Source organism: Terriglobales bacterium (assembly GCA_035624475.1).
Classification (GTDB): domain Bacteria; phylum Acidobacteriota; class Terriglobia; order Terriglobales; family Acidobacteriaceae; genus DASPRL01.
The window spans coordinates 1-20,568 of the sequence record DASPRL010000114.1; the positions used below are offsets into that span (position 1 = coordinate 1).

A 20,568-nucleotide genomic window follows, 5' to 3' on the forward strand; every position below is an offset into this window, starting at 1 on the left:
GATATAGTCGACGTTCTCGGTGCGGACAAAGGAGATGCGCCCGCGGTTCTTGATGATGAGGCGCTCCAGGTACTTGCGCTCACTGGCGACGGGACCGATGTTTGGCTCGCTCACAGACACCCCCACTCTCCCTTGGACGGACAAGACCGAGAACGGTTATCGGCCCGCCTGCGGAATCTTGGCCCTCCCTTGGTAGGAGGACACAAGGGCACTCCGGTACCTGCCACCTAGATACGCGGAAATCGGGGCGGAGGTTTCAGAAAAAGGCCGGGAACGGGGATCCCGGCAACGCGCTGCGGAAGAGCGCCCACCTCAGCGGGCTTGGGGCACGACCCACAGGCTCTCCGCGAAGGGCCACTCCTCGTCCACCCAGCGGGCGAGCGGGGAGAACCCCGCACCGGCCGCCATCTGCGGCAGCTCTTCCAGAGTGAACTTGTGCGACGACTCCGTCCAGATGGTCTCGCCGCGATCGAAGCTCACGCCCATCCCCAACTCGGCGATGGTGATCCGTTGCCGCACCTGCGACACCAGGTGCATCTCGACGCGGCGATCCGACGCTAACCAGCGCGCATGGTGGCGGAAGCGGCGCAGATCGAAGTCCGCGCCCAATTCCCGGTTGATGCGGTTCAGCAGGTTGAGGTTGAAGGCGGCGGTCACGCCCGCGGCATCATCGTAGGCGGCCAGCAGCGTAGCCTCCGCCTTGACCAGGTCGGTGCCCAGCAGCAGGGCGTCGCCAGGCAGCAGCCGGCTGCGCAGCCCGGCCAGGAACGCGTGCGCTTGGACGCGGTCGAAGTTTCCCAGGTTACTACCCAGGAACATCAGCAGCAGGCGCTGTCCCGGCAGGCGCCGCCGCGCCACTTCCGCCAGTCCTTCCTCGTAGAAGCTCGCGAGGCCGCAGAAGCGCACGCCCGCCAGCGCGCTCAGGGTGGCACGGCAGCCTTCCAGGGCGGCGGGAGAAGCGTCGATGGCGTAGTAGGGGACCTCGCGCTGGCGCCCGCAGATGGCCTCCAGCACGCGGCCGGTCTTATGCCCGCTGCCGCTGCCCAGTTCCGCCACCGTCAGCGGAGATTCCAGCAGTTCCGGGACCTCGCGCGCGCACTTCCACAGCAGCCGCTCCTCGGCCCGCGTCAGACCGTACTCCGGCAGCCGCGTGATGGCCTCGAAGAGCGCGCTGCCCACGGCGTCGTAGAAGTACTTGGCCGGGAGTTCCTTCTGCGGCTTGCTCAGCCCCTCGCGCACGTCTTGCGCGAAGCGACCGTCCAGGACGGGACGCAGGCGCCCCCCCGGCCGGGCCTGTCCGCCAGTAAGAGGAGACGCCATCTCAGTTCTCCACCAGCCGGAAGGTCGCGTAGGCGTAGGGATAGCTCTTGCGGAACCAGTTGCGGAATCCCGGCCGCAGCAGCCGCGCGTGGGTGGCGGACGATGCGCCCTTCAGCACGTAGTGGTCGCCGTCGAAGAAGTTGGCGGAGTAACCGGGATAGAGCGGCGCGGCGGCGAAGCCGGGAAACGGCGCGAAGACGCTGGAGGTCCACTCCCAGCCGTTGCCCACCAGTTGCGAGACGCCGAAAGCGCTGTCGCCCGCGGGTGTCGCCGTCACCGGCACCAGGTCGCGATGAAAGAAGTGGAAGTTGCCGTGGCGGACCTCCGGCGCTTCCTCACCCCAGGGGTAGGTGCGTTCCCTTCCTTCCGCTGTCCCGAAGGCGGCGCGCTGGAACTGCGCTTCCGTGGGCAGCGACTGGCCGGCCCACTGCGCGTACCGGAGGGCCTGCTGCTGGCTGACGTAGACCGGCAGGTGGTTGGGCACCACCAATTCCGCCGACCACCCACGGTAGTGCCAGTGGCCATTGCGCTGCTGCCAGTAGTGCGGCGCCTCGCCGCCGTCCTTCACGAACTCCAGGTACTGCGCGTTGGTGATCTTGTAGCGGCTGATGGCGAAGCCCGCCACCTCCTGCCGGTGGGCCTCGAACTCGTTGTCCCAGCCGAAGCCGGAGCCCCGCATTCGTCCCAGGGTGGCGCTGCCTGCCGGGATCTCGACCATCCTCTGCGCCGCGGCCGGAGCGCTGGCATCCAGGGAAAAGCCGCTAGCGCGGCGACGTTCGCGGGCCAGGTTGTGCAGCATGTAGGTGAAGGTTTCGGCGTGCATCAGCCGGTGCTCCACGGCCATGCTGAAGACCTCCTCGGGCACCAGCTCGAGGACGAAGTCGAGCGCCTGCCGCACCTCGCGCACGTACGCGCGCGTCTGCTCCAGGCTGGGCCAGTCGCCGGGCTGGTCCTGGGGAAGTTGGCCGGGCGCAGGGTCGATGCCAAAAGCGAAAAGCCGGTCCAGTTCCTGGCGGATGGGCGGGCGGCCCAGCGCGCGCGCCATCAGGTTCCAGTCGAAGGCCTCCAGGTGTCCCAGGTAGAAGAGGATGCGGTGACGCTCCGGGATGGGGCGGTCGTAGAAAGCGTCGGAGCGGACTTCGGCGAAGAGTGAGTCCGTGAGCGCGCGCCCGCGGGCCAGCGCCTCGCGCCGTTCCAGCATCTCGGCAGTGGCCGCCGCACTCATGTCGAGGTTCGGGAGGATACCTTAACCGGGGCCGGCGAACCTATCTCTTTCCCCGAACGGCTCCTTTAGATGTACGGCCGGGGCCAAGAGTCGCAGGAAAGACCTGGAGGGGAGGTTTGGTAGCGCTACCGGGAATCGAACCCGGGTTTGAAGATTGAGAATCTTCCGTCCTAACCCCTAGACGATAGCGCCACGTAGAGCAGCGAAGAAATTATAGCAAAGGCTCCCGGACGCCTACACTCGGGTGGGAGCGCGGCTGGTCTCAGCGAGTGGTATCGGCCGCCGGGGCAGCAGCCTCGGCCTTCGCAGCCGCGGGTGCGGCTGCCGTCTGGGACGTGGTGAAGATCTCGAAGACGATCTCCACCTCGTTCTTCACCTTGACGGTGCCGCCGGCGGCGCTGTAGGGCTTGATGCCGAAGTCCTTCTGCTTGAGGGTGACCGAGCCGCGGTAGTGTCCGGGCTCGCCGCTGGCCTGGAGCACGATGGCATGGGTCTGGCCGTGCAGGGTCAGGTCGCCGTGCACCGTCCACCGCTCCGGGCCCGCGGCCGCGACCGCGGTGGAGCGAAAGCGGATCTCGGGAAACTGCTGGCTGTCGAGCACCTCGGGGCCCAGCATGGTGTGCTGGATCTCGGCGCGGTCCTTATCGGAGATCTCCTTGTCCATCACCTGCAGTTGTTTCACGTCCACGCGCAGGCTGACGGCGCGTGAGTCGTCCACCTGGCCCTCGGCCAGAGGCGCGCGGATCTCGTGGTCGTGTCCGGCGAAGCTCAGCAGCCCTGCCTTGCTGACACGCACCGTCATGGTGGACTTCTGGATATCGATGGCGCGGACTTGCGCTTGCGCCGCCCCGGCCAGGGCCAGCGCCAGAATCAGGTGGGGGATCCTCAACTTGATCACGAAACCCGCTTTCCCTTCGGCCTCCCCTAAGATTGCCAGAAGCGACAGAAGATACAAGCTTTCTGAAGTTCACTGACTGGTTACCTTGGGCCTAGAGCAAACGGCCGACCCGCCCTCCTATTGACAATCCCTCGCCCCCGGGAGCACAATCTTTATAGGCGAATAAAAAGCGAAAGTAGGCCGCCGCGGCTGCGGAGGATGGCTCTGGGAGCCGTTCTTGCCAGCGTGATCCGGCGGCTGCCGCCCTCGAGGTTCGCATGACTCCCGCACTGCTACGCGCCCGCCTGCAAGCCACGCTGGGCGACCGCTTCCCGGCCGCCTTGAGCCCGGCCGCGCGCCCCGCGCCCGAGCTGGTCTCCACCGGCGTCGCGGAACTCGATGCTCTGGTCACCGGCCTGCCTCGCGGCGCCCTCACCGAGATCTGCGGCCCGGCTTCCTCCGGGCGCACCAGCCTGTTGCTTGCCGCGCTGGCCGAAGCCACCCGCCGGCAGGAGACCTGCGCCCTGGTGGATGCCGGCGACGCCTTCGATCCCTGCTCCGCCGCCGCCGCCGGTGTGGACCTGCGGCAGTTGCTGTGGGTGCGGTGCGGCGACGTTTCACGTTTCAAGTTTCACGTTTCACGCTTCCCCACCCAACCTGAAACCCGAAACGTGAAACGTGAAACGTTCTTCCTGGAGCAGGCCCTGCGCGCCGCCGATCTCCTGCTGCAGGCCGGGGGCTTCGGTGTGGTGGCACTCGACCTGGGCGACGTTCCCCCGGCGCTGGCCCGCCGCGTCCCCCTGACCTCCTGGTTCCGCTTCCGCCGCGCCGTGGAGCGCACTCCCACCGTGCTGCTGCTGCTGGAGCAGGAACCCTGCGCCCGGACCTGCGCCTCCTTGGTGTTGCATTTGCAGTCGCCGGTCGCCAGTCTCCAGGCGCCAATGACAGAGACTAAGACGCCCACGCACGCCCGCCTTCTGCAAGGCATTTCTGCGAGTGTCGAAGTGTTGCGCTCGCAAACCGAACGCAAACCGGTCTCAGCGACGTCGTTTCAGTGCCATACCGTCTGGGGCGAAAACCTGCTGAGTGCTAAAGGCTAATGGCTAAGAGCTGTTTTTATGTTCGCTTGCCTCCATCTTCCCGACTTCCCCGTGGCCGCGATGATACGCCTCGAGCCGGGACTCCGCCGCCAGGCGGTGGCGGTGGTGGACGGCGCACCACCGCTGGAGCGCGTGCTGGCCGCCAATGAAGCGGCACGCGCCGCCGGGGTGGAACCGGGCATGGCCCAGCTCCAGGCCGAGGCCCTGTCTGGGCTGAAGCTCCGTCGCCACTCGCTCGCGCAGGAGGCCGCCGCGCACGCTGCCCTGCTCGACGCCGCCACTGCCTTCTCCCCGCGAGTGGAAGATGCCGCCGCCGACACTGTGCTGCTCGACCTCGCCGGCCTGGGCTCGCTCTTCGGCCCGCCGGAAAAAATCGCGAGAGCGTTGGCGGCGCGCTGTGCCGCGCTCGGCCTGGAATGCCGTGTCGCCGTGGCTGCCAATCCCGAGGCCGCCCGCCACGCCGCTCGCGGCTTTTCCGGCGTCACCGTCATTCCTCACGGCCAGGAAGCGGCGCGCCTGGGCCCTCTGCCGGTAGACGTCCTCGAGCCTGCGCCCGAGATCCTGGAGACGCTCGACCGCTGGGGAGTACGCACCCTGCGCGCGCTGGCGGCGCTGCCCGCGGTGGCCGTGGCCGAACGCCTGGGACAGGCCGGGGTCGAGCTGCAGAAGCTGGCGCGCGGCGAGGGCGCGCGCGTCCTTCGCCCTGTCGAGCCGCCGCTCTGCTTCGAGGAGACCCTGGAGCTGGAGCATCCGGTGGAGTTGCTGGAGCCCCTGGCCTTCGTCCTCGGCCGCCTGCTGGATCAGCTCTGTGCGCGGCTGGCCGCGCGGGCGCTAGCGGCGCAGGAGCTGCGGCTTTCGCTGGCACTCGAACCGATCACCCGATCACCCGATCACCCGATCACCCGATTCGAGCGGGTCCTTCGTCTTCCCGTCCCCATGTTGGACGCAAAGCTTTTCCTCAAGCTCCTGCAGCTCGACCTGCAGTCGCACCCGCCGCCCGCGCCCGTGGTGAAGGTCACGCTGGCAGCTGAGCCGGCGCCGCCGCGCCCCGGGCAGAGCGGTCTGTTTCTCCCTTTGGCGCCGGAGCCGGAAAAGCTGGAGTTGACGCTGGCCCGCTTGGGCCGAGTAGTGGGTGAAAAGCGGCTGGGCGCGGTGGAGATCCTCGACTCGCATCGCCCCGACGCGCATCGCATGCAGCGCTTCCGGATCGCGCCGCAGAGGCTAAAGCCCAGGGAGCGAAACGCAAGGTCCTTCGACTCGCGCTTCGCGCTCGCTCAGGATGACAGACAAAAAAGAGCGCGGCTGGCGGTGCGCCGCTTCCGCCCGCCGCTGCCCGCGCGTGTGCAGGCGCGGAACGGACGCCCGGTGAGTGTCTTCTTCCGCGGCGCGCGCGCCACGGTGCTCGACCTCGCCGGGCCCTGGCACAACTCCGGCGAGTGGTGGACCGAGCAGGGCTGGGCGCGCGAGGAGTGGGACGTGGTCCTCGCCACCGCAGAAGGCAATTCTTCCTACCGCATCTATCGCGAGGGCAACGGATGGTTCGTGGAAGGAGAGTATGACTGAGGAGATTTATCCATTTATTGATTTATCCATTTATTCATTGACAAACCCGGATGCAGCATCCTTCGAAATCAATAAATGAATAAGTCAATAAATGAACAATGTATTCCGAGCTTCATGCCCGCTCCGCTTTCAGCTTCCTGCAGGGCGCTTCCCTGCCGGAGGAACTGGCGGAAGAGTGCGCCCGTCTGGGACTGCCCGCCCTGGCGCTGCTCGACGCCGACGGCGTCTACGGCGCCCCGCGCTTTCACCTGGCGGCCAAGCGGCTGGGCGTGCGCGCGCACATCGGAAGCGAGATCACGGTTTCAGGCTTCACGTTTCAAGTTTCACGCGATCCCGGCCAGCTTGAAACCCGAAACATGAAACATGAAACGTTCCGTCTTCCCCTGCTGGTGGAGAGCCGCACCGGCTACCAGAACCTCTGCCGCCTGATCACGCGGATGAAACTGCGTGCGCCCAAGCACGCGCAGCCGGAAGAGACTGCCGCCACTGCGGACGATCTTGCTGCGCACGCTGCCGGGCTCATCTGCCTGACCGGCGGCGACGACGGTCCGCTGGCTGCGGCCCTGGCCCAGGGCGGCATGGAAGCCGGGCGCCGCTGCCTGGAGCGATGGATCGCGCTCTTCGGCCGTGACCGCGTGTACGTCGAATTGCAGCGCCACTTCGAGCGCGGCGAAGAGGCCCGCAACCAGGCCGCGGTCATGCTGGCGCACGCGCTCGGCCTGCCGCTGGTGGCCACCAACAGCGTGGCTTACGCTGCGGCCGAGCGCCGCGAGGTACTCGACGTCTTCACCTGCCTCCACCATCACCGCACGTTGGCCACCGCCGGGCGCTTGCTGGCCCGCAACTCCGAGCGTCACCTGAAGTCCGCCGCCGCGATGACGGAGCTTTTCGCCGATCTGCCCGAAGCCATCGCCAACACGGAAGCGCTCTCCGCGCGCCTGGAGTTCACGCTCGCCGACCTGGGCTACCAGTTCCCGCGCTATCCCGTGCCTGCGGGTGAGACCATGAACTCGTCCCTGCGCGCGCGCACCCAGGAAGGCGCGCAGGCGCGCTACGGCCGCGCTACCGCCGAATTGCGCACCCGCGCCCGCCGCCAGATCGAGCGCGAATTGGCGCTCATCGAAAAGCTCGACTTGGCCGGCTACTTCCTCATCGTCTGGGACCTGGTGCGCTTCTGCCGCGAGCAGGGCATCCTCGCTCAGGGACGCGGCTCCGCCGCCAACTCCGCCGTCTGCTACTCCCTGGGCATCACCGCGGTGGACCCCGTGGGCATGGAGCTGCTCTTCGAGCGCTTCCTCTCGGAGGAGCGCGGCGAGTGGCCCGACATCGATCTCGACCTGCCCTCGGGCGAGCAGCGCGAGCGCGTCATCCAGTACCTCTACCAGCGCTACGGCGAGCGCGGCGCCGCCATGACCGCCAACGTCATCACCTACCGCGGACGCTCGGCGGCGCGCGAGGTAGGCAAAGTGCTGGGCTTCGATTCCGAGACCCTGGGGCGGCTCTCCGCCACCGTCGGCCACTGGGAATACCAGGATCCGAAGGACACTCGCGAGCGCCAGTTCGCCGACGCCGGCTTCGACCTCCGCCATCCCCGCATTCGCAAGTTCTTCGAACTCTGCCAGGCGGTGCAGGACCTGCCTCGCCATCTCGGCCAGCACTCCGGCGGGATGGTGATCTGCCAGGGCACGCTCGATTCCGTGGTGCCACTCGAGCCCGCCGCCATGCCCGGGCGCGTGGTGGTGCAGTGGGACAAGGAAGACTGCGCCGACCTGGGCATCATCAAGGTGGACCTGCTGGGTCTGGGCATGATGGCGGCGCTCGAGGACGCGCTCACCTTCATCCATCGCGACTACGGCGAGCCGGTGGAGCTCGCCCACCTGCCGCCCGACGACCCCGCCGTCTACGCCGCACTCGAGCAGGCCGACACCGTGGGTATGTTCCAGGTGGAGAGCCGGGCGCAGATGTCCTGCCTGCCGCGCCTGCGCCCCAAGCGCTTTTACGACCTGGTGGTGGAGGTGGCCATCATCCGCCCCGGGCCCATCGTGGGACAGATGGTGAACCCGTATCTGAAGCGCCGGCAGGGGCGCGAGCCGGTCAGCTACCCGCATGCCTCGCTGGAGCCGGTGCTGGCACGCACCCTGGGGGTGCCGCTCTTCCAGGAACAACTGCTGCGCATGGCCATGATCGCTGCCGGCTTCAGCGGAGGCGAGGCCGAGGAACTGCGCCGCGCCATGGGCTTCAAGCGCTCGCAGGCGCGCATGCGCGAGATCGAAGAGCGGCTGCGCGCCGGCATGATGCGCAACGGCATCGCCCCCGAAGCCCAGGAGCAGATCGTGCAGTCCATCACCTCCTTCGCGCTCTACGGCTTCCCCGAATCCCACGCTGCCAGCTTCGCCCTGCTGGCCTATGCCAGCGCCTATTTGAAATGTCATTACCTGGCCGCCTTCACCGCCGCCCTGCTCAACAACCAGCCCATGGGCTTCTACAGTCCCGCCACCCTGGTGAAGGACGCGCAGCGCCACGGCCTGCGCCTCCTGCCCATCGACGTGATGCGCTCGGAGTGGCGGTGTACGCTCGAGACTGAAAACCCACCACGGAGACACGGAGGCACGGAGGAGGACAATATTCAAAAAACCTCCGTGTCTCCGTGCCTCCGTGGTGGAAGTGGATTTGCCGTAAGACTCGGCTTGCGCTACGCCCGCGGACTGCGCGAGGAGGCGGCGCGCGCGCTGCTGGCAGAACGCGCACGCGCGCCCTTCCATTCCATCGACGACCTGGCCCGCCGCGTCCCGGAGCTGCGCAAGAACGAACTGGTGCTGCTGGCGGAGATCGGGGCGCTGAATCGAGTGGCCAGTGATCAGTGGTCAGTGGCCAGTGAGTTCCCAGTTCCCAGTTCCCAGTTCCCAGAAAACGAACGCCGCGTAGCCGGAAAGAACCAACTGGGAACTGGGAACCGGGAACCGAGAACTCGGTTCCATCGCAGAGACGCTCTCTGGCAGGTGGAGCGCGCGGTGCGCCGGCCCGGCCCGTTGCTGTGCAGCGTCCCCGAGGACGGAACCGCCTCGCCACTCGCACCCATGCGCGACGAAGAGCGCCTGGTCGCCGACTTCCGCGGTACCGGCCTGACCACAGGTCCTCATCCCATGGCCTACCAGCGCGCCCGCCTCGACGCCCTGGGCGTGCGCCGCGCTTGCGACCTCGGACGCCTGCCCCAGGGCCGGCGCGTGCGCGTGGCCGGCTGCGTCATCGCGCGCCAGCGCCCCGGCTGCGCCCGCGGCTTCGTCTTCCTCAGCCTGGAGGACGAGACCGGCATCGCCAACGCCATCCTCACTCCCGACGTCTTCACCCAGAACCGCTTCACGGTGGTCAGCGAGAGTTTCCTGCTCATCGAAGGCGCGCTGCAGAACCAGGACGGCGTGATCTCGGTGAAGGCGGCGTGCGTGCTGCCCCTGGCGGTCACGCGCGCACCCACCCGCTCCCACGATTTCCATTGAAGTCGCACTGGCTCCCCTCGTGCTTTCGTTTCTGCGCCGCAGTATAGTAGGGGGCAGCCGTGGGCCCCGGGAGACGCGCTCTCCTGCTTCGGCCTCCCCTTGCAACCCCGAACCGACCCTCAGGAGTGAATCCCATGGCAAAGCCAAGCGACAGCAAGCCCGCACCCAGTCTCAACCCTCCCGCCAAGCGCCCGGTCGCAGTCCTCAAGCCCAAGAGTTCCCCCGAGGAGCTGACTCGCATGGAAGAGGAGATCCGCCGCCGCGCTTACCAGCTTTATGAGGAGCGCGGAGGCCAGCACGGCTTCGACCAGGACGATTGGCTGCGCGCGGAGGCCGAAGTGCGCGCCCGCTACGGCGTCCGCTCCGCCTCCTGAGCTTCCGCGCCGGGAGGATCAGGCCGCTTCGCGGACTTCTTCCGCCAGCGGCAGGGTGAAGTAGAAGGTGCTGCCCTTGCCGGGTGTGCTCTCCGCCCACACCCGCCCGAGGTGGTTCTCCACGATCTGCCGCACCAGGGCCAGGCCCAGGCCGGTGCCGGCGATGCCGCGGTTCACGGCGTTGTCCGCGCGGTAGAACTTGGTGAAGAGGCGAGGCAGGATCTCGGCAGGAATGCCGATGCCCTGGTCGGAGACCCAGATCCTGAGTTCGCCGCCCTCCTGCCCGGCGCCCAGCCCCACCTCTCCGCCCTCGGGCGAGTACTTGATGGCGTTGGCCACCAGGTTGGCCAGCACCTGGCGAACGCGGTCGCGGTCGCCCCGGGCCGCGGGCAGGGGCGCTGCCAGCGCCAACTCCAGGCGGTGCTGCGGACTCGCCGGCTGGAACAGGCTGGCCGCCTCCCGCAGCAGCGCCTCCAGGTCCAGCGCCTCGAAGTTGTAGACCTGCTTGCCCGACTGGATGCGCTGCAGGTCGAGGAAGTTGTTGATCAGGTCGGCCAGCCGCTTGCTCTCCTTGTGGATGATGCTGAGGAACTCGCGGCGCTTGCCCTCGTCGTAGTCGCGGGTGAGCATGAGCTCGGCAAAGCCGCGCAACGAAGACAGAGGCGTACGCAATTCGTGGCTGACCATGCTCACTAGCTCGTCCTTCACGTTCTCCAGCTGCTTGCGCTGGGTGATGTCGTGAGCCACCACCGACAGGAACTGCGGCCCGGCGCAGGGCCGCTGGTGCACGCTGGCCGCCATCAGCACCGGGATCTCCTGCCCGGCGGGGCCGAGCAGCGCCCCTTCTCCCGTCCAGGCGCCGCCCAGCATGACCTCGCGCTCCAGGATGGCCCGCGTTCCCTGGGACAGCAGCTCGCCCAGGCTGTGCTGGGCCAGGTCCTCATTTTCCCCGAAGCCGACCATCCTTCGGCCTGCCGCATTCATGTAGAGCAGCGTGCCGGTGAGCTCGGCCGTGGCCACGAAGTCGGAGGTGGCCCGCAGCACCGCCGCCAGCTGCTCCTGGGCCTCCTGGGCCCGCCGGCGCTCGCGAATGTCGCGCGCGATCAACTGCTCTTCGTCCTCGCTGATGCGACGCACGCTGATCTCCACCGGGATCCATTCCCCGTTCTTACTGCGGAATTCCTCTTCCAGCAGGACGAGTTCGCCGGTCGTCAGCCGCTCTCCGACTTCACGCGTTTTCGCCGGGTCGGGATGCACGAGGTCGAGGATGGACATCTGCAGCAGCTCTTCCCGGCTGTAGCCCAGCAGTTCGCAGGCGCGGCCGCTGGCCCCGGTGAGACGCCCGCCCGGAGCCAGCAGCAGGATGGCGTCGGCGGCCTGCTCCATGAGCAGGCGGTAGCGGCTCTCGCTGCGGCGCAATCCCTGGTTGGCGCGCGCCAGTTCGGCGGTGCGCTGTTGCACACGGGTCTCCAGCTCGGCGTGCGCCCGCTGCAGCGCCTCTTCCGCCTCGTGCAGCCGCGTGACGTCGTGGCCCACTCCCAGCAGCAGATTTCCAGGACCGCGGGTGTCCTGCCACAAGATCCAGCGGCAGGAGCCGTCGCGGTGGCGGACACAGCGCTCGTAGGGCTCCTTGGTAATCTCTCTCGCGCCCCTGAGGACGTCGATCACGTACTCCTGCTCGCGCCGGGCTTGTTCGGGATCTCCACGGCTGAGCCGCCACCAGTCCTCGCCTAGGACCTCCTCCGGCTCGTATCCGAGGATGGACTTGATGGAGGGGGCGGCATACGTGATCCAGCCCTCCGCGTTCACCGCCAGCACCAGGGCGCCGAGGTGGCGGATGATGGCGTCGGAAAACTCCAGCCGCCGTTCCATGCGCTTGCGTTCGGTGATATCGCGGGCGCTGACCACCACCCCGTGCACCGCCGGGTCCGCCAGCAGGTTCACCCCCACCGCGAGCAGGGCCCGCCAGCTCCCGTCCTTGTGCCGGCAGCGATACTCCAGGGCCTCGAACTTCCCCGGCGTCTGGATCCCTTCCGCCAGCGCCGCCGCCACCCGCTCGCGGTCGTCGGGGTGCACGAACTCCAGGCCGCTCTGGCCCAGCATCTCCCCCGCCTCATAGCCCAGCATGCGCAGCGCCGCCGGGCTCTGGTAGAGGATGGTGCCGGTCGCAGAAGTGACGGTGATGAGGTCGTGGGTCTGCTCGATGAGGGCGCGGAAGTGGGCCTCGCTGCGCGCCAGCGCCTCCTCCGCCCCCAGGTGCTCGGCGGCCTCGCTCAGGGAGCGCGCGATGCTGGCGATGAGTTCCCTTTCTTCCGGCAGGAAGGGGACACCGCCAGCTTGCGGGAGCGCCTCGGCGTAGAAGACCTCCACCTGCCCGCGTTCCTCGCCTTTGACCAGCAGGGGAGCCCCCAGCCGCCACGGGCTCTCGCGGAAGCCGGCGGAAACCGCCTCATCCGCCTCGTAGCGCACGCGCGCCCACGCCATCTCCGGCCACTGCATGGCCGCCGGGATCAGGGTGGCCACCTCGCGCACGATCTCCCGCATCGAGACCCCACGCTGCACTGCCCGCGTCACCTGGTAGATGCAGGTGAGCTCCTTCATGCGCTCCTGGGTCTGGCGCAGCAGGCGCTCGCGCTCCGCCGCCGCCTGCTGCCGCTCGTCCTCCAGCGCCTTCTCGCGCAGCGCCCGCTCCACCGCGAAGGGCAGGCGGGCCAGCTTCTCCTTGAGCACGTAGTCGCGCACGCCCTTCTTCAGGCACTCCACCGCCAGCTCGTCGCCCAGCGTGCCCGTCACCAGCAGCAAAGGAAGCTCGGCGCCCATCTGCTGCAGGGTGTGGAAGGCGTCCAGGCCGGTCCACTGCGGCAGGCGGTAGTCGGAGAGCACGATGTCGTAGCGGCCCTCGCCCAGCCGCTCCGCCAGTTCGAACGGGGTCTCCACCCGATCGCCCTCCACTTCGAAGCCGGCCTTACGCAATTCGTGGAGGCAGAGTTCCACGTCCTCCGGGCTGTCCTCGATGAACAGCACCCGCAGGCGGCGTGGGCTCGAGGCCGGCGATGGATCGGAGGCGCTCATGGCTTCCCGCTCACGCGACCTCCTGGGCCGCGACCACGACTGGCGGCGGCTGGTTGATCACCAACCAGTACAGCCCCAGCTCCTTCACCATGGCCCGGAAGCTGTCGAAGTCCACCGGCTTCTGCAGGTAGCTGTTCACTCCCAGGCGGTAGCTCTCCACCATGTCCTGCTCCTCCTTGGAGGAAGTCAGCACTACCACCGGAATCAGCTTCAGCACAGGATCGCCCTTGACCGCGCGCAGCACCTCCAGTCCGCTCACCTTGGGCAGCTTCAGATCCAGCAGAATGACCTTGGGCGGGGCGACCGCGCCATTCGGCTGGAACTCCGGACTACGAAGGAAGGCCAGGGCCTCCTCCCCGTCGCGCACCACATGAATGTGGTTGCCCAGCTTCTCGCTGCGCAGCGCGTGCAGGGTCAGTTCGATGTCGTTGTCGTTGTCTTCCACCAGCAGGATCTCGACCACAAACTTGTTCATGCCGCCACCTCGACGCTTTCTGCCGGCTCCGCCCCGGAAACCTCCGCGGCGCCCAGCGTGAAATAAAAGGTCGCTCCCTTGTCCAGTTCCGCCTCCGCCCACACTCGACCGCCGTGCTTGCGCAGGATGCGCGCCACCGTGGCCAGCCCCACCCCGGTGCCTGCGAAGTCCTCCTGCCGGTGCAGGCGCTGGAAGATGCCGAAGAGCTTGTCGGCGTATTTCATGCTGAAGCCCACGCCGTTGTCGCGCACGAAGACGACGGGGGCGCCGTCGCCGGGCCGCTGCCCCAGCTCGATGACCGCGCGTGCCCGCGGGCGGGTGAACTTGAGCGCGTTGGAGAGCAGGTTGGCCACCACCTGCTTCATCAGCCCGGGATCGCATTCCACGAAGGGCAGTTCCCCGATCTTCCACTCCACTTCCCGGCCCTGCGCCTCCGCCGCCAGCTCCTTCCGCGCCTCTTCGACCAGCGATCCCAAGCCGGTGATCTGCACGGAGAGTGCCTGCCGGCCCACGCGCGACAGGTTCAGCAGGTCGTCCACCAGCCGGCCCATGAACTGGGCGCCGTGGCGCACGCGCTCCAGGTAGTTGCGCCCGCCTTCGTCCAGCCGGGGCCCGTACTCTTCCAGCAGGATCTTGGAGAAGCCGTCCAGGTGACGCAGGGGAGCACGCAGGTCGTGGGAGACCGAGTAGGTGAAGGACTCCAGTTCGCGGTTGGATTCCTCCAGCTCGGCGGTGCGCTGCCGCACCCGCACCTCCAATTCGGCGTTGAGGCGACGGATTTCCTCCTCCGCCTGCTTGCGTTCGGTGATGTCGCGGGCGGCCGCGAAGACCCCCTCCACCTCCCCGGCCTCGTTCTTGAAGACGGTGGCGTTGTAGAGCACCTCGGTCACCCGCCCCGAGACATGCCGAATGGCGAGCGGATAGTCCTGCACAAACCCCTGGGCGAAGACCAGTTCGTAGCCCCGGCGGGCCTGCTCCGGCTCGGTAAAGTACTCCGAGAAGTCGCTGCCGATGAGCTTCTCCCGCGCCCCCCCGGTCGCTTCCTCGGCGGCCCGGTTCACGTCCATGATCTTGCCGTCCTTGCTGATGGTGACCAGGGGATCCAGGCTGGCCTCCAGCAGGCTGCGGCTGTAGAGGGCGGCCCTCCGCACCTGCTCTTCCGCCTGCTTGCGCTCCTCCATCTCCCGCTCCAGCAGGGAGACGGTCTGCCCCAGCTCGGCGGTGCGCCGCTCCACCCGCGCTTCCAGCTCGCGGTTGAACTGCTCCACCTCCTCCGTCTTGCGCCGGCGCTCCTCATCCATGCGCTCCAGCGAACGCGCCGCCAGATAGATGAAGAGCGCAAACAGGAAGATGAGCGGGACCGCGAAGAACACCTGGTCGACGCTGGTGCTGTACCAGCCGGTGCGCGCACCCGCGAGGCTCAGCCAGCCCACCAGCCAGATGGTGCCTAGAGCCAGGGGAAACCAGGCGCGCAGCATGACACCGCCCGCCCACTCGCTGCTCGCCAGCCGCATCCAGCCGCGCTCCGGACGCGCCAGCAGCAGCCCCACCGCCAGCGCGGCCAGGCCCAGGGCCACCGGGATGGACATGGAGACGGAAGCCCCGAAACTGGTCAGGCCCCTTTCTCCGAAGGTGTAGCCCAGCAGGACCAGCAGGCCGGTTGCCAGCGAGGCCAGGGAGCACCACTGCGCCGGCCGCCAACCCCGCCGCGGCTCCCAGTCCAGACCCAGCAGCCCACCTCCCAGCAACGCCAAGCTGAATGCGCTGAGCGCCGACATGCGCCCAGGAACCAGTGAGGGTAACGCTCGCACCGCTTCCTGAAACAGCAGTTGGTCGATGCCCAGGTTGCAGCCGAAGAGGTACTCGCTCAAGGTGGCCGCCCCGATCACCAGCATTCCCAGGGCGCTGGCGCGGCCGGCGCGCCGACGCCAACCCCCTGCCCCTCCCCGCCGCAACAGCAGCAGCGCTGTCCCTCCCAGCAAAAGGCCCACAGCGGCATTGGGACGGGCGACGGTATATCCCGACACGAAGCTGGCCAGCGCCAGCCGGCCCAAGGCGTACCCCAGCAGGATCGTGGTCCCCAACGCCGTAACCAGCACGGCCGCACCGTCGGCCATCCTCTGCATCCGGCCCGCGATCGCTTTGCTCACATCACACCTCGCTAGGCCGCCCGCCGCGCCGAGGCGCGGAAGCGCTCGTAGATCTCCTCGAACTTGCCCTGCAGTTCACGGAAGGCCTCCAGCAGGAGAGACTGGAAGTGTTGCGGCAGGGTTCGCCCGTCGCCCTCCAGCAGGATCTCGCGCACGCGCTCGTGGCTCAGTCCCGGCTTATAAGGCCGCTCGCTGCGCAGCGCGTCGTACTGGTCGGCCAGCATCACCAGGTGGGCGCAAGGGGGGATCTCCTCCCCCCGCAGCCCCTGGGGATAGCCGGAGCCGTCCCAGCGTTCGTGATGGTAGAGGGCGATCTTGCGCGCCATCTCCAGCAGGGGCGAGGTGGAGCCCGCCATCAGGCTGGCCCCGAAGGTGGTGTGCCGCTTGAGCAGGTTCCACTCGCTCTCGTCCAGCGGTCCGGGTTTGAACAGCACCGCGTCGGGAACGCCGATCTTGCCGATGTCGTGCATGGGAGTGGCGGCGAACAGCTGCTCCGCCTCCTCCCGCGCCCAGCCCAGGAACAGGGCCAGGGTGCGGGCGTAGTGGGCGAGGCGCTGGTTGTGCGCCCCCGTGTCCTGGTCCTTGTAGTGCGAGGCCCGCAGCAGCCGCTGCAGGGTGTCGTGGTAGGCGCGCTCCAGCTCCCGCGCCTTCTGCTGCTCCTCCCGGAAAGCGTGGTTCAGGTCCTGGGCGAAGCTCAGCAACTGCCGGGTGGTGGAGCGCAGCGCCGCTTCCTTTTCGTGCTCGGTCTGGAAGACACGGTTCAGGTCGCGGGCGTACTGCAGCAACTGCTGCTGGGCCGCCTCAAGCTGTCTTTGCGGTGCGGTCCCGTTCTGGCTGGGCGCGGTCGTCATGGCTCTCCTCCGGGCCGCCCGCCTCCAGCACCTGCTGCGTCAATTGCAGCAGTTCCAGAGGACTGAACGGCTTCACCAGGTAGGCTTGCGCGCCCAGGGCCAGGCCCTCCGCCCGGTGCCTCTCCTGGCCCATGGCGGTGACCATGATCACCGGGATGGCGGCGGTGCGGGGATCGTTGCGCAGGGCGCGCAGCACATCCAGCCCGCTGATCCCCGGCATCATCCAGTCCAGGACGATCAGTTCGGGAAGCAGCCGCCCGGCCATGGACAGGGCGGCGGCTCCCGTCGCCGCTTCCAGGATGCGGCACTCCGGATTCTCCAGGGTGGTGCGGATGAGGACGCGGATGCTAGCTTCGTCGTCGGCCACCAGGATGGTCTTCATGGCCTCCCCCTTGCCGCCGGCGGCGGACACCGAGGCGGCGCGCAGGCTCTTATCTCCACCCTACGAGGGTCGGCGGCGAAAGGAGCCGCCGCCGGTGTAAAATGAGCGCACTTTCGCCCGCTTCAGGAATGGTCTCGTTCCGGGAATCGGCGGGATTTGCTTGGCGCGCCCCGTCTCTGGAAAAATAGAGGACTTCACGCATGCCGGCGTTGGGCACTTTCGCGCTTCTTCTTGGGTTGGCGCTTGCGGTCTATTCTCTGGTCGCCGGGACCCTGGCCCTGCTGCGCGTGCACGAGAATGCCGACCGCCTGGGCGAGACCGCGCGCCGCGCCGGCATCGGCGTCTTCCTTGCCGTCAGCGTGGCCATGCTGGCCCTCATCACCGCCACCTACCAGAACGATTTCTCCGTCGCTTACATCTTCCATCACAGCAACCGCGCCCTGCCCCTGATCTACAAGTTCAGCGCCCTGTGGTCGGGCCAGGAGGGCTCCCTGCTGTTCTGGGCCTTCCTGCTCTCCGCCTACGGCTTCGTGCTGCGGGTGCGTCACCGGGTGGACGTCCGGCTGGTGGCCCACGCCTCCGTCATCCTGGCGGCGGTGCAGGTCTTCTTCCTGCTGCTGCTGAACGTGGCGGCGAATCCTTTCGCCATGATGGTGGGCAACCTGCCTGCGGACGGCAACGGACTCAATCCCCTGCTGCAGTATCCCGAGATGGTCATCCACCCGCCCATGCTCTATCTGGGCTACGTGGGCTTCAGCGTGCCCTTCGCCTTCGCCCTGGGCGCGCTCATCATGCGCTACCCCGGCGAGAAGTGGATCCACATCACCCGCCGCTGGACCATGGTGACCTGGCTCTTTCTCTCCTGCGGCATCGTGCTGGGCATGCACTGGGCCTACAGCGTGCTGGGCTGGGGCGGCTACTGGGGCTGGGACCCGGTGGAGAGCGCCTCCTTTTTCCCCTGGCTCACCGGCACCGCCTTCCTGCACTCGGTGATGATGCAGGAGAAGCGCGGCATGATGAAGGTGTGGAACGTGTGGCTGATCTTCTGCACCTTCCTGCTGTGCATCTTTGGCACCCTGCTCACCCGCTCCGGCATCGTGAGTTCGGTGCACGCCTTCGCCCAGTCTTCGATCGGTACCTGGTTCTTCGTCTTCCTGGGCCTGGTCGTCGTTGCTTGCCTCTTCTTCTTCTTCAAGAACTACGACCACCTGAAGAGCGAGAACAAGCTGGAGTCGCTGGTCTCGCGCGAGTCCAGCTTCCTGTTCAACAACCTGCTCTTCCTGGCCGCCTGTTTCACCGTGCTCTGGGGGACGCTCTTCCCGGTGCTCTCGGAAGCGGTCACCGACCACAAGATCACGGTGGGCCCGCCCTTCTTCAACCGGGTGATGATCCCGGTGGCGCTGCTGCTGCTGCTGCTCACCGGCGTGGGCCCGCTGCTGGCCTGGCGCAGCACCTCGCTGGAAAGCCTGAAGCGCAACTTCACCTGGCCGGCGCTGGGCGGCCTGGCGGTGGCCCTGCTGCTGGTACTCTTCGGCATGCGCCCCTGGCGCGAGCTGGCCGCCTTCTATTCCTGGACCGCCATCTCCCTGGGCATGATGGTGGCGCTCACCATCCTGAGCGAGTTCTGGCGCGGGGCCCGCGTCATCGCCTCCCACACCGGCAGTAGCCTGGCGGGCGGGGTGGTGCTGCTCACCCGCCGCAACACCCGCCGCTACGGCGGCTACCTGGTGCACTTCGGCATCGTGCTCATGTTCCTGGGCTTCGCGGGCGCCGCCTTCAACCAGGAAAAAGAGCAGGAGATGGGCTTCGGCGACAGGATGACCCTGGGTCCCTACACCCTGGTCTGCCGCTCCTACACCCAGTCGGAGAACTACGGCAGCGGGTCCCCGCGGGGTACCGACCAGCCCAACTATTCCAGCGAGTCCGCCATCCTCGATGTCTACCGCGGCGGCCGGCAGATCGCCACCATGTATCCCGAGCGGCGCTTCTACACCGCCAGCGAGCAGACCGCGACTATGGTGGCCAATCGCTCCGGCCTGGCGCAGGACCTTTACCTGGTCTACGCCGGACGCAACCAGGACACGGAGCGACCCATCATCCGCGCCCACCTGAACCCGCTGGTGGTCTGGATCTGGATTGGCTTCTTCGTGGTGCTCTTCGGGACGCTGGTGGCCCTGGTGCCGCCGCTGCCCGCCAGCAAGCTGGCGCCCGCGCGCGCTCCCGCCTCCGGCAAGCGCCGCGCCGCTCCCGTGGAGGTGAGCGACTGATGCTCCGCAAGCGCCTGCTCACGCTGGCCGCCGTCGCCGCCCTGGCCTTCCTCACCCTGGGCGCCGGCGACAGCACCGCCCGCTTCGACAAGCTGGGGCACAAGCTGATGTGCCGCTGCGGCTGCAACCAGGTGCTGCTGGAGTGCAACCACGTGGGCTGCACCTACTCCGACACCATGCGTAACGAGTTGCAGGCCGGCATCGAGCGCGGCGACTCGGACGACCTCATCCTGCAGGCCTTCGTGCAGAAGTACGGCACCGTGGTGCTGGCCGCGCCCACCACCACCGGCTTCAACCGCGTGGCCTGGATCATGCCCTATCTGGCCTTGCTGGGAGGCCTGGCGCTGGTCGTTCTGGTGGTGCGCAAGTGGGCGCTGCGGCCTGCCTCCATCCCCGCCGCTGCGCAGCCCGGAGCCAGCCCCGACCTCGACCTCTACCGCGAACTCGCCCGCAAGGAGACCGAGCTATGAACCCGGCCTTCGCCTGGGCGGCTTCGCTCCTGCTCACCGCGGGTGTCCTTTTCTACATCTTCTATTTCCAGGAGGACGTGCACGCAGCCCCGGAGAAGACCCGGCTCGCCTACCTGCTGGAGCGCAAGGAAGTGGTGTACGACAACCTGCGCGACCTCAACTTCGAGTACAAGGCGGGCAAGTTCCCCGACGCCGACTACCAGGCCATGAAGGCCTCACTCGAGCTGGAGGCCGCCAACGTGCTGGCCGAGATCGACCGCCTGGAGAGCCAGGCTCGCAGAAAGAAATAAGGACCCAGAATGGCAGGAAGAATCCTCCGCGTCGTGCTCGCCGTGCTCGCCCTGGGCGCTTGGGCCTCGGCGGCTTCCCTCACCGGCACCGTCACCAACAAGACCACCGGCAAACCCTCCGCCGGCGACAGCGTCGCCCTCCTCAAGCTGGGCCAGGGCATGGAAGAGTCGGCCAGCGTCAAGACCGACGGCCGCGGCCGCTTCTCCATCGCGCTCGACGATCCCTCCAGCCCCCACCTGGTGCGGGTGACGCACCAGGGCGTAGCGTACTTCAAGCCGGCGCCTCCGGGCACCACCTCCGCCGACGTGGACGTCTACGACGTGGTCGGCCACAGCATCGAGGGCGTCAGCCTCACCGCCGACGTCATGAGCCTGCAGGCGGACTCCTCCACCCTGCAGGTCACCCGCCTGTTCGTGGTCACCAACAGTTCCGCCCCGCCGCGCACCGTGATGGGCGACCGCCCCTTCGAGTTCTACCTGCCCGAGGGAGCGCAGATCGATTCCGGCATGGCCGAGTCGTCCGGCGGCATGCCGCTGACCAAGGACCCGGTGCCCACCTCGGAGAAGGGGCGCTACTTCTTCGGCTTCCCGCTACGTCCCGGGGAGACCCGCTTCCAGGTCAGCTATCACCTGCCCTACTCCGGCCAGGCTACGCTAC

Annotated in this window: 16 protein-coding genes and 1 tRNA gene; 8 read left to right on the forward strand and 9 right to left on the reverse strand. The window is 67.8% G+C overall.

What is annotated here, in order from left to right; genetic code table 11:
• Window positions 1–312 precede the first annotated feature (312 nt).
• The 4 genes from egtD to VEG08_04900 all read right to left on the reverse strand — a co-directional run bounded on the left by egtD (window position 313) and on the right by VEG08_04900 (window position 3,443).
• Entirely contained in the window at window positions 313–1,320 is a 1,008-nt protein-coding gene (gene egtD / locus VEG08_04885; GenBank protein ID HXZ27320.1) for an L-histidine N(alpha)-methyltransferase, read from the reverse strand.
• 1 nt (window position 1,321) lies between these two features.
• Window positions 1,322–2,545, reverse strand: coding sequence for an SUMF1/EgtB/PvdO family nonheme iron enzyme (locus VEG08_04890; GenBank protein HXZ27321.1), 1,224 nt, complete (start codon window positions 2,543–2,545; stop codon window positions 1,322–1,324).
• A 117-nt stretch (window positions 2,546–2,662) separates the two neighbouring features.
• A tRNA-Glu gene (locus VEG08_04895) sits at window positions 2,663–2,737 on the reverse strand.
• Window positions 2,738–2,807: 70 nt separating this feature from the next.
• Window positions 2,808–3,443: a YceI family protein gene (locus VEG08_04900; GenBank protein HXZ27322.1), complete on the reverse strand. Its 636-nt coding sequence runs from the start codon at window positions 3,441–3,443 to the stop codon at window positions 2,808–2,810.
• 257 nt (window positions 3,444–3,700) lie between these two features.
• Between VEG08_04900 and VEG08_04905 the strand changes: the two genes are divergently transcribed.
• From VEG08_04905 to VEG08_04920, 4 genes are all read left to right on the forward strand, one after another.
• Entirely contained in the window at window positions 3,701–4,522 is an 822-nt protein-coding gene (locus tag VEG08_04905) for a hypothetical protein (GenBank protein ID HXZ27323.1), read from the forward strand.
• Window positions 4,523–4,540: 18 nt separating this feature from the next.
• Complete coding sequence (locus VEG08_04910; GenBank protein ID HXZ27324.1) at window positions 4,541–6,085, forward strand: DNA polymerase Y family protein; 1,545 nt, start codon at window positions 4,541–4,543, stop codon at window positions 6,083–6,085.
• Window positions 6,086–6,183: 98 nt separating this feature from the next.
• Complete coding sequence (locus VEG08_04915) at window positions 6,184–9,579, forward strand: error-prone DNA polymerase (protein ID HXZ27325.1); 3,396 nt, start codon at window positions 6,184–6,186, stop codon at window positions 9,577–9,579.
• A gap of 134 nt (window positions 9,580–9,713) precedes the next feature.
• A complete protein-coding gene (locus VEG08_04920) occupies window positions 9,714–9,953 on the forward strand; it encodes a DUF2934 domain-containing protein (GenBank protein ID HXZ27326.1) in 240 nt (79 codons plus the stop codon).
• Between the two features lie 18 nt (window positions 9,954–9,971).
• Here the strand turns inward: VEG08_04920 and VEG08_04925 are convergent, their stop codons facing one another.
• The 5 genes from VEG08_04925 to VEG08_04945 are packed head-to-tail and all read right to left on the reverse strand — an operon-like array spanning window position 9,972 to window position 16,883.
• A complete protein-coding gene (locus VEG08_04925) occupies window positions 9,972–13,025 on the reverse strand; it encodes a PAS domain S-box protein (GenBank protein HXZ27327.1) in 3,054 nt (1,017 codons plus the stop codon).
• A gap of 10 nt (window positions 13,026–13,035) precedes the next feature.
• Window positions 13,036–13,500, reverse strand: coding sequence for a response regulator (locus VEG08_04930; GenBank protein ID HXZ27328.1), 465 nt, complete (start codon window positions 13,498–13,500; stop codon window positions 13,036–13,038).
• Complete coding sequence (locus VEG08_04935; GenBank protein HXZ27329.1) at window positions 13,497–15,617, reverse strand: ATP-binding protein; 2,121 nt, start codon at window positions 15,615–15,617, stop codon at window positions 13,497–13,499. Before VEG08_04935 ends, VEG08_04930 begins: the two co-directional genes overlap by 4 nt.
• Window positions 15,618–15,661: 44 nt before the next feature.
• Complete coding sequence (locus VEG08_04940) at window positions 15,662–16,501, reverse strand: HD domain-containing phosphohydrolase (GenBank protein HXZ27330.1); 840 nt, start codon at window positions 16,499–16,501, stop codon at window positions 15,662–15,664.
• Entirely contained in the window at window positions 16,452–16,883 is a 432-nt protein-coding gene (locus tag VEG08_04945) for a response regulator (GenBank protein ID HXZ27331.1), read from the reverse strand. The genes VEG08_04940 and VEG08_04945 overlap by 50 nt, the downstream gene beginning before the upstream one ends.
• 200 nt (window positions 16,884–17,083) lie before the next feature.
• On the opposite strand from VEG08_04945, the gene VEG08_04950 reads away from it, so the two are divergent.
• The 4 genes from VEG08_04950 to VEG08_04965 form a co-directional block, all read left to right on the forward strand.
• Window positions 17,084–19,150 (forward strand): heme lyase CcmF/NrfE family subunit, encoded by a 2,067-nt coding sequence (locus VEG08_04950; GenBank protein HXZ27332.1) that lies wholly within the window; start codon window positions 17,084–17,086, stop codon window positions 19,148–19,150.
• Complete coding sequence (locus tag VEG08_04955) at window positions 19,150–19,620, forward strand: cytochrome c-type biogenesis protein CcmH (protein HXZ27333.1); 471 nt, start codon at window positions 19,150–19,152, stop codon at window positions 19,618–19,620. The genes VEG08_04950 and VEG08_04955 overlap by 1 nt, the downstream gene beginning before the upstream one ends.
• Window positions 19,617–19,910 carry a hypothetical protein gene (locus VEG08_04960; GenBank protein ID HXZ27334.1) on the forward strand — a complete coding sequence of 98 codons (294 nt, stop codon included), beginning with the start codon at window positions 19,617–19,619 and terminating at the stop codon, window positions 19,908–19,910. Before VEG08_04955 ends, VEG08_04960 begins: the two co-directional genes overlap by 4 nt.
• A 9-nt stretch (window positions 19,911–19,919) precedes the next feature.
• Window positions 19,920–20,568 (forward strand): carboxypeptidase regulatory-like domain-containing protein (locus VEG08_04965; protein ID HXZ27335.1); only part of this gene is annotated, 649 nt, incomplete at its 3' end.

Bases quoted from the DNA above. Each gene is read 5' to 3' on its own strand.
- VEG08_04910 (HXZ27324.1), top strand. From the start codon at position 4,541: ATGTTCGCTTGCCTCCATCTTCCCGACTTCCCCGTGGCCGCGATGATA.
- VEG08_04905 (HXZ27323.1), top strand. From the start codon at position 3,701: ATGACTCCCGCACTGCTACGCGCCCGCCTGCAAGCCACGCTGGGCGAC.
- VEG08_04930 (HXZ27328.1), bottom strand. From the start codon at position 13,500: ATGAACAAGTTTGTGGTCGAGATCCTGCTGGTGGAAGACAACGACAAC.
- VEG08_04890 (HXZ27321.1), bottom strand. From the start codon at position 2,545: ATGAGTGCGGCGGCCACTGCCGAGATGCTGGAACGGCGCGAGGCGCTG.
- VEG08_04925 (HXZ27327.1), bottom strand. From the start codon at position 13,025: ATGAGCGCCTCCGATCCATCGCCGGCCTCGAGCCCACGCCGCCTGCGG.
- VEG08_04920 (HXZ27326.1), top strand. From the start codon at position 9,714: ATGGCAAAGCCAAGCGACAGCAAGCCCGCACCCAGTCTCAACCCTCCC.
- VEG08_04935 (HXZ27329.1), bottom strand. From the start codon at position 15,617: ATGGCCGACGGTGCGGCCGTGCTGGTTACGGCGTTGGGGACCACGATC.
- VEG08_04945 (HXZ27331.1), bottom strand. From the start codon at position 16,883: ATGAAGACCATCCTGGTGGCCGACGACGAAGCTAGCATCCGCGTCCTC.
- VEG08_04915 (HXZ27325.1), top strand. From the start codon at position 6,184: ATGTATTCCGAGCTTCATGCCCGCTCCGCTTTCAGCTTCCTGCAGGGC.
- egtD (HXZ27320.1), bottom strand. From the start codon at position 1,320: ATGGCGTCTCCTCTTACTGGCGGACAGGCCCGGCCGGGGGGGCGCCTG.
- VEG08_04960 (HXZ27334.1), top strand. From the start codon at position 19,617: ATGAACCCGGCCTTCGCCTGGGCGGCTTCGCTCCTGCTCACCGCGGGT.
- VEG08_04950 (HXZ27332.1), top strand. From the start codon at position 17,084: ATGCCGGCGTTGGGCACTTTCGCGCTTCTTCTTGGGTTGGCGCTTGCG.
- VEG08_04955 (HXZ27333.1), top strand. From the start codon at position 19,150: ATGCTCCGCAAGCGCCTGCTCACGCTGGCCGCCGTCGCCGCCCTGGCC.
- VEG08_04940 (HXZ27330.1), bottom strand. From the start codon at position 16,501: ATGACGACCGCGCCCAGCCAGAACGGGACCGCACCGCAAAGACAGCTT.